Here is a 13,840-nt window from a genome sequence, read left to right as displayed (position 1 = left end):
AGATCGCCGTGAGCATGCCTCTTCTTCGCCCCGCCCTGCTCGGCCTAGCCGTCAGCGCCACGCTGGCCGGTTGTGCCGGCCTGCCGGATGAGCGCCTGGCCCGCGAAGCCCTGCACAGCGGCGACCAGCAGACGGCCGAATGGCACTTCCGCCAGCTCGCCGAGATGGGCTACAGCGATGCGCAGATCGGCCTGGCCGACATCTACGCCGCCAATGGCCAGACCCAGGACCTGGATGAGGCCGAACGCATCTATCGCCAGGCTCAGGACGGCTCGCCACGGGCTCAGGCACGTCTCGGCAAGCTGCTGGCGCGCAAGCCCGGCAGCACCCTGGCCGAGCGCCAGGAAGCCGCCGAGCTGCTGGAAAGCGCCAGCCGCGCTGGCGAGCCCAGCGCGCTGCTGCCGCTGACCGAACTCTACCTGTTCTACCCACAGGACTTTCCCGCCATGAACATCGCGCAACGTATCCAAGACTGGCGCCAGGAAGGCCGGCCGCAGGCCGAGCTGGCGCAGATTCTCCTGTACCGCACCGATGGCACCTACGACCAGCACCTGGGCGAGATCGAACGCATCTGCCAGGCACGCCTGGCCAGCAACGACGCCTGCTATGCGGAACTGGCGACCGTGTACCAGAAACAGAATCGCGAAGACGATCGCGAAGCACTGATTGAGCAACTGCTGGGCGGCTACCGCAGCGGCAACGTCTCGCCCAATCAGGTCGAGTCCGTGGCCCAGGTGCTCAGCGACGCCGAGCTCGGCCAGCCGCAACCGCAGCGCGCCCAGGAGTTGCTCGAAACCATCGCCCCGGACTACCCGGCCGCCTGGGTCAGCCTGGCGCGCCTGCTCTACGACTACCCCGGGCAAGGCGATACCGAGACCCTGCTCGGCTACCTGGACAAGGGCCGCGACGCCGCCCTGCCGCGTGCCGAACTGCTGCTCGGGCGCCTGTACTACGAAGGCAAGCTGCTCCCCAGAGAGCCGCACAAGGCCGAAGAACACCTGCGCAAGGCTGCGCCCAGCGAGCCCAGCGCCAACTACTACCTGGGGCAGATCTACCTGCGCGGTTACCTCGGTGAGGTCTATGCGCAGCAGGCGCTCGATCACCTGCTCAGCGCTGCGCGCGCCGGCCAGCTCAGCGCCGACTTCGCCCTGGCGCAGATGTTCAGCCAGGGCCGCGGCATCAAGCCTGACCCGGTCAACGCCTATGTCTTCAGTCAGCTGGCCCTGCCGCGCAATACCCCACCGACCGTCGAACTGGCGCAGGCCGTGGCCGGAAGCCTGACACCGGCGCAACTGGCCGAGGGCCAGCGCCTGCTGCGCGAGGAGCGCGATGCACGCGGCATCGTCCTGCAGCAACAGGCCGCTCTGCAGGCGAGCCAGCCATGAACAAGGATTCACGCATGCAGTTGAACAAGATCGTCAGCCAGCTGGGCCTGAGTGCCAGCCTGCTGGCTGCGAGTTCCGCCTGGGCGGCGGATGCGCCGAAGAACTTCGGCCTGGATGTGAAGATCACCGCACAGTCGGAAGACGACCGTGACCTCGGCACCCGCGACGGCGGCGATGTCAGCGGTCTGGGTCTCGACCTGCGCCCCTGGGCTTACGGCGAGCGCGGCAACTGGAGCGCCTTCGCCATGGGCCAGGCGGTCACCGCCACCGACACCATCGAAACCGACCCGCTGCAGGACGACGGCGAAGACAGCACGCAGCGCAGCGATGCGCGCCAGCCGGACAAGAACTACCTGGCCATGCGCGAATTCTGGGTCGACTACGCCGGTATCACCGCCTACCCCGGCGAGCACCTGCGCGTCGGCCGCCAGCGCCTGCGCAGCGATGACGGCGCGTGGATGGACAACAACATCGAAGCGATTCAATGGCAGTTCGATACCACCCTGTTGCGCGCCAAAGTCGGCGTTGCCGAGCGCTTTTCCGAATACCGCACCGACCTCGATGACCTGGCGCCAGAAGACGAGGACCGCAGGCATTTCTTCGCCGGCCTCGACTACCAGTGGACGCCCGGCCACCGCATCGGCGCCAACCTGCACCACAGCCGCGACGACGGTCACCTGGCGCGTCCCGGCGAGCGCATCGACGAGTTGAGCAAGCGTTACACCGGCGACCTGACCTGGTTCGGCCTGCATGCCGACGGCGGCTTCTTCGAGCGCGACTCGCGCAACCGTCTCAACTACTGGGCACAACTGACCTGGCTCAAGGGCGATACCGACCAATTGCAGCAGGAAGTGGTCGGTAGCGATCGGATCGCCACCGGCTCACGCAGCCAGGACGTGGATGCCTGGGCGGTCGATCTCGGCCTGCGCTATGCCCTCGACGACAACTGGAAGATCGGCGCTGCCTACTCCCGTGGTAGCGGCGGTGGCGACGAGAACGAATCCAAACAGTTCATGCAGACCGGCCTGGAGAGCAATCGAGCCAACTTCACCGGCGTCGAGTCACGCCTGCACCGCTACGGCGAGGCCTTCCGTGGCGAACTGTCGAACTTGCAGGTGGCCAGTGCCTTCAGCTCCTGGGAGCTGAACGAGGACTACGACGCCAGCGTCGTCTACCACCGTTTCTGGCGCGTCGACAGCGATCAGGACGTCGGCGACAGCGGTATCACCGCGCCGCTGCAGGACGGTGAAAAAGACATCGGCCAGGAAGTCGACCTGGTGCTGACCCGTTATTTCAAGCAGGGCCTGCTGCCGGCCGCCGTGGCCGAACAGCTGGATGACCGCTCGGCCCTGGTGCGCCTGCGCGCCGGCGTATTCCTGCCCGGCGATGCCTATGGCAGCGGCACCGACTCGGTGATGCACCGCGCCTTCGTCGACTTCATCTGGCGCTTCTGAGGGATCGGACCATGCAACCCAACGGCTTAGCCTTACCCCTGCTGCTCGGCGCGCTATGCCTCACTGCGCCGCTGGCCCAGGCCAACCCGCAGGAACACCAGTTCGACTACCGCGTACGCAGCGCGCCGGCAGACGAACTGCACATGGAAGCACCCGAGCTGCCGGACCTCTCCGGTTACACCACACAAGCCGTGCTGGCCAAGATTCCGCGCGAGCACAAAGGCAAGGTGGTGGTACGGCGCATGCTGCGTCAGGACGCGCTGAAGGACTTCACCGGCGGTAACGAGCGCCTGCGTGAATGGATCAAGCGCCAGCAGGGCATGCCCCATGCAATCTTCATCGAAGGCGGCCTGGTCACCGCGCAGGACCTGGCCAAGGCCCTGCCCGACAGCCAGTTCGCCGAGCAGCAGCCGGGGGTGTATATCGCCCGCCTGCCTATCGTCGTCGCCGAAGGTGCAGCGCTGCATGTCGGCAAGGAAACCCGCGAGCTGCGCCTGTCGCAGGAGCGCGGCTCGTTCCTGGTCAACGACGGCATGATGTTCCTCACCGATACCCGCGTCACCGCCTGGCGCGAGGCGGACAACGGCCCGGCGACCATGCGCGATGACGGCAAGGAGTTCCGCCCGTTCCTGGTGTCCTGGGGCGGTAGCGAGCTGTACATCGCCGGCAGCGTGCTGACCAGCCTGGGCTACGACAACTCCAAGTCCTACGGCGTGTCGATCACCCAGTACACGCCGAACATGCACGAACGCCTGCAACGGGAAGAACCGACCGGCTGGCTGATCGACTCGGAATTCGTCGACCACTGGTACGGCTTCTACTGCTACGAAGCGCAGAACGTGGTGATCAAGGGCAACACCTACCGCGACAACATCGTCTACGGCATCGACCCGCACGACCGTTCGCACGGCCTGATCATCGCCGAGAACAAGGTCTTCGGCACCAAGAAGAAGCACGGCATCATCATTTCGCGCGAGGTCAACGACAGCTGGATCATCAACAACGAGAGCCATGACAACAAGCTCTCCGGGGTGGTCATCGACCGTAACAGCGAGCGCAACCTGATCGCCTACAACCGCGTGCACAGCAACCACTCCGACGGCATCACCCTGTACGAAAGCGGCGACAACCTGCTGTGGGGCAACCAGGTGCTGCGCAACCAGCGCCACGGCATCCGCATTCGCAACAGCGAGAACATCCGCCTCTACGACAACCTGTCGGCGATGAACCAGCTGACCGGCGTGTACGGCCATATCAAGGATCTCTCCGACACCGATCGCGACCTGGATCTCGACCCGTTCGATACCAAGATCTCGATGATCATCGTCGGCGGCACCCTGGCCGCCAATGGCTCCAGCCCGATCAACATCGACTCGCCACTTTCCGTGGAGATGTACCGCGTGAAGATGCTCGCGCCGAGCAAGAGCACCGGCATCCAGCTCGCCGGCATCCTCGGCGAGAAACAGGACGAGATCCTCGACCTCATGCTGCGCCAGCGCCTGCCCGTGCTGATCGATCCGATCGAGCCCGAGCCGATGACCAACTGACGAGGCCTCCCATGACTGCATACACACTCAAGACCCTGGCCCTGGCAGTGACCTGCGCCGCCTTCGCCAGCAACCTGCAGGCCGAAGAACGCCCGGCGCCGCAATATCAGGTGCAAGACTGCTGCTCGCTGTGCCCGGCTGCGCATGACGCCAGCCGCTACACCACCAACTATATGAAGAACTTCGTCACCCTGATGGATGCCGACGAGGGCTGGCTGTTCCGCAGCGTCGAAGATCTACGCACCGAGTTCGGCACCAGCGAAGTCGGCTACCAGCGCCTCAAGGAGCTGCGCGACGGCCTCAAGCAGCGCGGCGTCGAGCTGGTGGTGGTCTATCAACCGACCCGCGGCCTGGTCAATCGCGACAAGCTGCGCCCCGCCGACTACCAGCGTTTCGACTACGACAAGGCCCTGCGCAACTACCGCCAGACCCTCAACCGCTTCGAGCAGTTGGGCATCTGGGTACCGGATCTGAGCGGGCTGACCGACGAGCACAGCGAGCAGGAATTCTACTTCCGCCGCGACCAGCACTGGACGCCTTACGGCGCCGAGCGCACTGCGCGCCTGGTGGCCGAGACGGTCAAGCGCATTCCCGGTTTCGAAGACATCCCGCGCAAGGAGTTCGTCACCCAGCGCGTCGGCCTGATGGGCAAGACCGGCACCATGCAAAACGTCGCCAGCCAGCTGTGCGGTACCGGTTACGCGGTGCAGTACGTCGATCAGTTCATCACCGAACCCAAGGACGCCAGCGACGGTGACGCCCTGTTCGGTGACGAGAGCAGCCCGAAGATCACCCTGGTCGGCACCAGCCACAGCGGCAAGAACTACAACTTCAGCGGCTTCCTCGAACAGTACCTGGGCACCGACGTGCTCAACGCCGCCTTCCCGGGCGGCGGACTGGAAGGCGCGATGCTCGAGTACCTGGCCAGCGAGTCGTTCCAGAACGACCCGCCGCAGATTCTCATCTGGGAATTCTCGCCGCTCTACGACCTGGCCTCGGACAAGATCCATCGCCAGCTGATGGCCACCCTGAACAACGGTTGCAGCGGCCAGACCGAACTGCTGAGCAGCGAAAAACGCCTGCATCCGGGCAGCAACGAGGTGCTGGTCAACGGCGAGAGCAAGCTGCTGACCCTGCGCGGCAACCGCCACCAGCTCGACCTGCGTTTCAGCGATCCGTCGGTCAAGCGCGTCGACGCCACCATCTGGTACCTCAACGGCCGTCGCGAGCAGCTCAAGCTGGAAAAGCCCAACACCGTCGATACCGACGGGCGCTTCGCCGTGGAGCTGCGTGACGAGCCGGGCTGGGGCGAGGAGAACTTCTTCGCCCTGGAAATCCAGAAGCCCGAAGACAGTGATGAGGACCTGAAAGTCCAGGCCAGCCTGTGCCAGCGCCCCAGCGGGCCCAACCAGCAGGTCGCGCAGCACAGCGCGGACGACTGAGGAGGCCACCATGCCCATGCGACTCGCCCCACTCACGCTCCTGACCCTGCTGCTCAGCGCCCCGGCCTTCGCCGCGCTGCAACCGCCGGCCGGCTACTACGCCGCCGTCGGCCAGCGTGACGGCAAGGCGCCGGTCTGCGCGGCGGTGCCTCGCCCCTACACCGGCGAGCTGCAGTTCACCAGCAAGTACGAAGGCTCGAACAGTGCCCGCGCCACGCTCAACCGCAAGGCCGAGAAGAACTTCCGCGAGCAGACCTCGGCCATCACCCGCCTGGAAAAGGACGCCGGACGGATGATCACCAACTACATGCGTACCGGTCAGCAAGGGCACCTGGATTGCGCCGTGGAGTGGCTCGACCAGTGGGCCAGTGCCGATGCGCTGGAGTCCGAGCAGTTCAACCATACCGGCAAGTCGATGCGCAAATGGGCGCTGGGCAGCCTGGCTGGCGCCTGGCTGCGCCTGAAGTTCTCCGAGTCGCAACCGCTGGCCGCCTACCCGCAGCAGAGCGCACGCATCGAAGCCTGGTTCACCCGCCTGGCCGAACACACGGTGCGTGAATGGAGCGACCTGCCGCTGCGCAAGATCAACAACCACAGCTACTGGGCGGCCTGGTCGGTGATGGCGGTGGCCGTCATCGCCGATCGCCGCGATCTGTTCGACTGGTCGGTCGGTCAATTCCGCGTGGCAGCCGGTCAGGTCGATGGCGACGGTTACCTGGAAAACGAGATGCGCCGCAGCCAGCGCGCCCTGGCCTATCACAACTACGCCCTGCCGCCGCTGGCGATGATCGCGGCATTCGCCCAGGCCAACGATGTCGATCTGCGCGACGAGAACCACGGTGCCCTGCAACGCCTGGCCGAACGGGTGCTGCAAGGCGCCCGCGACCCCGCCGTCTTCGCCCGCCGCAGTGGCGCCAAGCAGGACATGGCGGAACTGCGCAAGGACTACAAATACGCCTGGCTGGCGCCCTATTGCAGCCTCTATGCCTGTGACGAGCAGGCTCGCGAACTGAACCAGGAGATGGGGCCGTTCAACAGCTTCCGCCTCGGTGGTGAAGTGACCCAGGTATTCGAAAAACCGTAGGAGCGGCTGGGCGGCATTCCGCTTTAGCCGCGATTTTCGCGGATGAACCGGCTCCTACAGGACGTAACAAAACAAACCCTCCGCTCGCGGGGGGAAAGGGGGGCGCTGCCCCGGCTGTTCACGGAGAAGCACGGATGGTCTTTTCATCCAACGTATTTCTGTTCTTGTTCCTGCCGATCTTCCTCGGCCTGTACTACCTGTGCCCGAATCGCGGGCGCAACCTGCTGATCCTGATCGGCAGCTACACCTTCTACGCCTGGTGGCGGGTGGATTTCCTCCTGCTGTTCGCCGCCGTGACCCTGTGGAACTACGGCATCGGCCTGCGCATTCACGCCCACGCCGGCACCCAGATGGCACGCCGATGGGTGGTCGCCGGGGTGGTCGGCAACCTGGCGACCCTGGGCTACTTCAAGTACGCCAACTTCGGCGTGGCCAACATCAATGCCGTGCTCGAATCCATGGGCCTGGAACCCTTCGTGCTGACCGCGGTGATCCTGCCGATCGGTATCTCCTTCTATATCTTCCAGTCGATCAGCTACCTGATCGATGTATACCGCAAGGACACCGAACCAACGCGCAACCTGATCAACTTCGCGGCCTTCATCGCCCTGTTCCCGCAGCTGATCGCCGGCCCGGTGCTGCGCTACAAGGACCTGGCCGACCAGTTCACCGACCGCACGCACAGCCTGGACAAGTTCAGCGAAGGCGCCACGCGCTTCATGCAGGGCTTCGTCAAGAAGGTGTTCATCGCCGACAGCCTGGCGCCGCTGGTCGACCATTGCTTCGCCCTGGACAACCCGACCACCGGCGAAGCCTGGCTGGGCATGATCGCCTACACCGCACAGCTGTACTTCGACTTCTCCGGCTACAGCGACATGGCCATCGGCCTCGGCCTGATGATGGGCTTTCGCTTCATGGAGAACTTCAACCAGCCCTATATCAGCCAGTCGATCACCGAGTTCTGGCGACGCTGGCACATCAGTCTGTCCACCTGGCTGCGCGACTACCTGTACGTGCCGCTGGGCGGCAACCGCCACGGCACCTTCAACACCTACCGCAACCTGTTTTTGACCATGCTGCTGGGCGGTTTCTGGCACGGCGCCAACTGGACCTTCCTGATCTGGGGCGCCTGGCACGGCACCTGGCTGGCCATCGAGCGGGCGCTGGGCGTCAAAGCCGCCGCCACGCAGTTCAACCTGTTCAAGTGGGCCTTCACCCTGCTGCTGGTGATGCTCGGCTGGGTGATCTTCCGCGCCGAGAACCTGGAGGTGGCCGGGCGTATGTACGCCGCCCTGTTCGCCTTCGACGACTGGCACCTGAGCGAACTGACGCTGGCGCGCATCACCGGCCTGCAGATGACCACGCTGGCCCTGGCCTGGATCGTCATCGCCCTGTGCGGCGCCCGGCAGTTCCTCGCCGGCCGTCGCCACGAGCCGGGGCTGACCCTGGCCAGTGCCGGCGTTGCCCTGCAGGCCATCGACCTGCGCACGGTCGCCCTGCGAGGTGCCCTGCTCCTGCTGTTCTGCGCCTCGCTGCTCAAGCTCTCGGCGCAGAGCTATTCCCCCTTCCTCTACTTCCAGTTCTGAGCGGAGGCCGATGATGAACCGCCCCATCAAGACTCTCTATGTCGTGCTGTTCAGCCTGCTGCTGCTGCCGGTCAGCTTGCTCGCACTGGCCAAGCTCGCCGACTACCGCATGCCAGCCAAACCCAGCGTGCTGGACGGCGGCCTGGCCAAGAGCATCGAGCACCACTATGACGAGCACTTCCCCCTGAAGCAGGCCGGCATCAACCTCTGGGCCGCGCTGGAGTACCTGGCCTTCGGTGAGGGTCGCAGTGGCCTGGTGATCGGTGATGGCGGCTGGCTGTACTCGGACGAGGAGTTCGACCCGGTACCCGACGCCCAGCGCCAGATGCGTGACAACCTGGCGTTGATCCGCGGCGTGCAGCGTCAGCTGGAACAACGTGACATCCACCTGCTGCTGGCCATCGTCCCGGCCAAGACCCGCCTGTACCCGGAACACACTGGCGAGCACCACCCCAGTGCCATGCAGGCCAGCCTCTATCCGCGCTTTCATCATGCAGTGCGCGATGCCGGCATCGCCGCACCCGACCTGCTTGGCCCTCTGCAGGCCGGCAAGGACGAAGCGCCGATGTTCCTGCGTACCGATACCCACTGGACGCCACAGGGCGCCGACGTCACCGCGCGCGCACTGAGCGAAGTGGTGCGCAGTGCAGTACAGCTGCGCGGCGAGCCCCAGCAGTTCGTCACCGAGACGGTGACCACCCGTGCACATCAAGGCGACCTGACCCGCTTCCTGCCGCTGGCCCCGCTGTTCGAAAACCTGCTGCCCAAAGCCGATCAGTTGCAGCAACGCGAAACCCACAGCGCCGAGGCCGGCAGCGCCGACCTGTTCGGCGACAGCGATATGCCGGTGGCCCTGGTCGGCACCAGCTACAGCGCCAACCCGGCATGGAACTTCGCCGGTGCCCTGCGCCAGCACCTGCAGCGTGATCTCGGTAACTACGCCGAGGAAGGCGAAGGCCCGCTGGTGCCAATGCTCAAGTACCTGCAGAGCGACGAATTCGCGGACAACCCGCCGCAGCTGGTGATCTGGGAATTCCCCGAGCGCTACCTGCCAATGACCAGCGATTTCACCGATATCGACCCGCAATGGCTCGCCACCCTCAAGGCTGGTGGCGAGCGCCAGGGGCTGGCTGCAGCCAGCCGCTGATTCATCCCCCAAGGAGGACTATCCGATGAACAAACCAACCACTCTACGTCGCTTCACCCTGGGCGCCTGCGCCCTGGCTCTCGGCCTCGGCATGCTGCAGGCGCACGCCGCCGATGATGGCGCGCTCTACGGGCCCAAGGCGCCCAAGGGTTCGGCCTTCGTCCGCGCTTACAACGCCAGCAGCGCCGAACTGGACGTCAGCGTCGGCGAGGCCCAGCTCAAGCAGGTCTCGCCACTGGGCTCGAGCGATTTCAAATTCCTTCCGGCTGGTAGCTACCAGGCTCAGGTCGGCAATGCCCAACTGCCGGTGCAACTGCAACCCGAGCACTACTACACCCTGGTCAGCCAGACCGGCGCCAAACCGCGTCTGGTCGAGGAGCCGGCCTTCACCAGCCGGCAGAAAGCCATGCTGCGCGTGCAGAACCTCAGCGACAGCACCCTCAGCCTGAAGACTGCCGACGGCAAGACCGCAGTGGTCGCCGATGTGAAGCCAGACGGTCGCGGTGACCGCGAGATCAACCCGGTGAAGGTCGGCCTGGCGCTGTTCGAGGGTGAACGCAAGGTCGCCGACCTCAAGCCGGTCACGCTGGAGCGCGGTGAGGTGGTCAGCCTGTTCGTCACCGGCGGCCAGGGCAAGTTGTCGCCGGTATGGGTCAAGCGCCCCATCGACGGTTAAGCAGTGAGTTTGTTTAGAACAAGGAAAACGGCGGGCACACGCCGCACCGACACGACACGGGCACTTACCTTGCAAATTCGATCAGGAGAGACACCATGACCCCCATCATCCTTTCCGGTGGCAGCGGCTCGCGACTCTGGCCTCTTTCGCGCAAGCTGTATCCCAAGCAGTTCCTCGCCCTGACCGGTGAGCGCACCCTGTTCCAGCAGACCTTGCAGCGTCTGTCCATCGAAGGCATGCAGCCACCGGTGCTGGTGTCCAACCAGGAGCACCGCTTCATCGTTCAGGAGCAACTGGAGCAGATCGGCCAGCAGGCGCAATTGCTGCTGCTCGAGCCCTTCGGCCGCAACACCGCGCCAGCCGTGGCCATGGCCGCCCTGCAGCTGGTTGCCGAGGGTCGCGATGAGCTGATGCTGGTGCTGCCGGCCGACCACGTGCTGGACGATCAGCAGGCCTTCCGCCAGGCACTGGCGCTGGCCACCGTGGCCGCCGAGAAAGGCGAGATGGTGCTGTTCGGCGTCCCGGCCAACCGCCCGGAAACCGGCTACGGCTACATCCTCGGCCAGGCCGACAGCGAACTGCCCGACGGCGTCGCGCGCGTCGCCAGCTTCGTCGAGAAGCCCGATGCCAAACGCGCCACCGAGTACGTGAAAAGCGGCGACTACTACTGGAACAGTGGCATGTTCCTGTTCCGCGCCAGCCGCTTCCTCGAAGAGCTCAAGCACCACGACGTGGATATCTACGACACCTGCCTGCTGGCCCTGGAGCGCAGCCAGCGCGAAGGTGAACAGGTCGCCATCGACCCGGCCACCTTCGCCTGCTGCCCGGACAACTCCATCGACTATGCGGTGATGGAGAAGACCGATCGCGCCTGCGTGGTGCCGCTGTCGGCAGGCTGGAACGACGTCGGCAGCTGGTCGTCGATCTGGGAAGTGCACGACAAGGACGACGCCGGCAACGTCACCAAAGGCGACGTGGTGGTCGAAGACAGCCGCAACTGCCTGATCCACGGCAATGGCAAGCTGGTATCGGTACTGGGCCTGGACGATATCGTCGTGGTGGAGACCAAGGACGCCATGATGGTGGCGCACAAGGATCGTGTGCAGGACGTCAAGAAACTGGTCGGCAAGCTCGACGAACAAGGGCGTTGCGAAACCCAGAACCACTGCGAGGTTTACCGCCCATGGGGCTCGTATGACTCGGTGGACATGGGCGGCCGCTTCCAGGTCAAGCACATCACCGTCAAGCCGGGTGCGCAGCTCTCATTGCAGATGCACCACCACCGCGCCGAGCACTGGATCGTGGTCTCCGGCACTGCCCGCGTGACCTGCGACGACCGTGAGTTCCTGCTCACCGAGAACCAGTCCACCTACATCCCGATGACCTCGGTGCATCGCCTGTCCAACCCGGGCAAGATCCCGCTGGAAATCATCGAGGTGCAGTCCGGGACCTACCTGGGCGAGGACGATATCGAGCGTTTGGAAGATGTGTACGGCCGTAGCGATGCAGTAGCCGCCGGCGCCGCACATTGAGCTGTTCGTAGCCCGGATTGCATCCGGGCTACGCCCCTGCGCCGTGACCACCTGCGCGGCTGTCACACCCTGCGACAGGCCGCGCGGTTACCCTGAGAAAGCACCTTGTGTACGATGAGCGCAGACCTCCTCAAGGACTGTCCTCATGCTGTTCGGTGTCGTACTCGTCATTACCTGGCTGATTCTGCTGATCCGCTATCCGACCAAGGCGTTGCCGGTGTCGATGGCTGCGCTGGTTGGTCTCGGCCTGGTCGCCACCTGGGTGCTCTGGCAGGAAAGCCGCGACGAGCGCTACCTTGCCCATCTCGAACTGCGCCTTGGCTACGATCCGCAACGTTGCCCTGCCGACCGCCCGCTGGCCATCGATCTGAAGAACGGCAGCGATGCCGCTCTGCTGGAGCTGCGCTGGGAAGTCGCCGCCTACCGTCCTGGCAACGCCACCAACCTGGCCCAGCGCCTGTACGAATCACCCAGCTACCGCGGCCCCGGTGAGCTGCTGCCCGGCGCCAGCTGGAGCGACTGCATGCCGCTGCCCGAGCTGCGTAGCGGCTACCGCCCGTCTACGCTGGATTTTCGTGCCGAACGCCTGCAGGGCAAGTTCATCCGCTAAGTAGGGTGCGCCGTGCGCACCAATGATTCGGCACGATGGTGCGCACGGCGCACCCTACCCAAGGAACCCCACCATGCCTCAACCCAGCGTTCTGATTACCGGCTGCTCCAGCGGCATCGGCCGCGCCCTGGCCGACGTCTTCAAGGCCGGCGGCTACGCGGTCTGGGCAACGGCGCGCAAGGAAGCTGACCTGGCCGAGCTGCAACAAGCCGGGTTCCACGCCGTGCAACTCGACGTCAACGATGGCGACGCCTTGCAACAGCTGGCTACGCGCTTGAACGAAGAGATCGGCGGTCTCGACGTGCTGATCAACAACGCCGGTTACGGCGCCATGGGCCCACTGCTGGACGGTGGTGTGGAGGCCATGCACAAGCAGTTCGAAACCAACGTGTTTTCCATCGTCGGCGTGACCCGCGCGTTCTTCCCGTTGCTGCGCCGCAGTCGTGGCCTGGTGGTGAACATTGGCAGCGTCTCCGCCGTACTGGTAACCCCTTTCGCCGGCGCCTACTGCGCCTCCAAGGCGGCGGTGCATGCATTGAGCGATGCCCTGCGCATGGAACTGGCGCCCTTTGCCATCGAGGTGATGGAAGTGCAGCCAGGGGCCATCGCCTCCAGTTTCGGCGCCAGCGCCAGCCAGCAGGCCGAAGCACTGATCCGCCAGGACTCGCCCTGGTGGCCGCTGCGTGAGGGCATCCGCGCCCGCGCCAAGGCCTCGCAGGACAACCCGACCCCGGCCAGCGACTTCGCCGCGCAACTGCTGGCCGCCGTGCAGCGCGACAAACGCCCACGCCTGCTGCGCCTGGGCAATGGCAGCCGTGCCCTGCCGCTGCTTGCCGCCTTGCTGCCTGGCGCTCTGCTGCAACGGGTGCTGAGCAAGCGCTTCGGCCTGACGCAAGCACTATGAGCCAGAGCCTGCAACTGCGTTATTACGTCGCCGCAGGCGTGATCGCCGCTGTACTGCTGAACCTGTTGCTGCGTACTTTCGTGCGCCTCGGCGGGGTGTTCACCACCCTGCTCATCGCCGCAGCCATCGCAGCCGGTTTGGCGCTGGTGTTCCACTGGCGCACTGGGCGTGCACCAAGCAACACCGAGCGCTGGCGCTTTACCCTGCTCTACGGCAGCGTGCTCGGGCTGCTCTATCTGGGATTGCTGGCGATGATGTACCTGCAGGACACACCCAGCCCTATGGGTCTGTTTCTCTTCAGCCTGCACTACCTCTGCTACCCGGTGCTGGCCTGGCTGGCCTTTTCGCCACGCTACGGCCGTTGATAGCGAGCCTGCGCTCCTACAGTGGACGGAAATAATATTCAGGGCCGCGGCGCGTAGACAGCACCAAGCCTGTCCACCAGAACCCGTCGCGGCTAAAAAACACACAAT

At 65.1% G+C, this 13,840-nt stretch carries 12 protein-coding genes; all 12 read left to right on the top strand.

The genetic code is table 11. The features are described from left to right. Positions 1-8 precede the first annotated feature (8 nt). Positions 9-1,385, top strand: coding sequence for an alginate biosynthesis TPR repeat lipoprotein AlgK (algK, locus tag ACJRW5_RS20340; RefSeq protein ID WP_484572306.1), 1,377 nt, complete (start codon positions 9-11; stop codon positions 1,383-1,385). A gap of 14 nt (positions 1,386-1,399) precedes the next feature. Next, entirely contained in the window at positions 1,400-2,839 is a 1,440-nt protein-coding gene (locus ACJRW5_RS20335; protein ID WP_484572426.1) for an alginate export family protein, read from the top strand. Positions 2,840-2,850: 11 nt separating this feature from the next. After that, positions 2,851-4,386 (top strand): mannuronan 5-epimerase AlgG, encoded by a 1,536-nt coding sequence (gene algG / locus ACJRW5_RS20330; RefSeq protein ID WP_484572305.1) that lies wholly within the window; start codon positions 2,851-2,853, stop codon positions 4,384-4,386. Positions 4,387-4,397: 11 nt separating this feature from the next. Next, positions 4,398-5,828: an alginate O-acetyltransferase gene (locus ACJRW5_RS20325; protein ID WP_484572304.1), complete on the top strand. Its 1,431-nt coding sequence runs from the start codon at positions 4,398-4,400 to the stop codon at positions 5,826-5,828. 10 nt (positions 5,829-5,838) lie between these two features. Continuing rightward, on the top strand, positions 5,839-6,912 hold the full coding sequence (locus tag ACJRW5_RS20320) for a mannuronate-specific alginate lyase (protein WP_484572303.1): 1,074 nt from the start codon (positions 5,839-5,841) through the stop codon (positions 6,910-6,912). A 134-nt stretch (positions 6,913-7,046) separates the two neighbouring features. Next, positions 7,047-8,498: an MBOAT family O-acyltransferase gene (locus ACJRW5_RS20315; protein ID WP_484572302.1), complete on the top strand. Its 1,452-nt coding sequence runs from the start codon at positions 7,047-7,049 to the stop codon at positions 8,496-8,498. Positions 8,499-8,511: 13 nt separating this feature from the next. Continuing rightward, the gene (locus ACJRW5_RS20310) at positions 8,512-9,645 is read left to right on the top strand and encodes an alginate O-acetyltransferase (RefSeq protein ID WP_484572301.1); all 1,134 of its coding nucleotides are present in this window, start codon (positions 8,512-8,514) and stop codon (positions 9,643-9,645) included. 25 nt (positions 9,646-9,670) lie between these two features. Then, complete coding sequence (locus ACJRW5_RS20305) at positions 9,671-10,321, top strand: alginate O-acetyltransferase AlgF (protein ID WP_484572300.1); 651 nt, start codon at positions 9,671-9,673, stop codon at positions 10,319-10,321. A 95-nt stretch (positions 10,322-10,416) separates the two neighbouring features. Further along, the gene (locus ACJRW5_RS20300; protein WP_484572299.1) at positions 10,417-11,853 is read left to right on the top strand and encodes a mannose-1-phosphate guanylyltransferase/mannose-6-phosphate isomerase; all 1,437 of its coding nucleotides are present in this window, start codon (positions 10,417-10,419) and stop codon (positions 11,851-11,853) included. Between the two features lie 145 nt (positions 11,854-11,998). Next, positions 11,999-12,463, top strand: coding sequence for a multidrug transporter (locus ACJRW5_RS20295; protein ID WP_484572298.1), 465 nt, complete (start codon positions 11,999-12,001; stop codon positions 12,461-12,463). A gap of 73 nt (positions 12,464-12,536) precedes the next feature. After that, complete coding sequence (locus ACJRW5_RS20290; RefSeq protein ID WP_484572297.1) at positions 12,537-13,367, top strand: SDR family oxidoreductase; 831 nt, start codon at positions 12,537-12,539, stop codon at positions 13,365-13,367. Continuing rightward, positions 13,364-13,732: a hypothetical protein gene (locus ACJRW5_RS20285; RefSeq protein WP_484572296.1), complete on the top strand. Its 369-nt coding sequence runs from the start codon at positions 13,364-13,366 to the stop codon at positions 13,730-13,732. The genes ACJRW5_RS20290 and ACJRW5_RS20285 overlap by 4 nt, the downstream gene beginning before the upstream one ends. Positions 13,733-13,840: the final 108 nt, after the last annotated feature.

The sequence above is a fragment of the Pseudomonas pichavaramensis genome (genome assembly GCF_050473265.1).
In the GTDB taxonomy this organism is placed as follows: domain Bacteria; phylum Pseudomonadota; class Gammaproteobacteria; order Pseudomonadales; family Pseudomonadaceae; genus Aquipseudomonas.
This window is presented reverse-complemented; position numbering and strand designations above follow the sequence as displayed.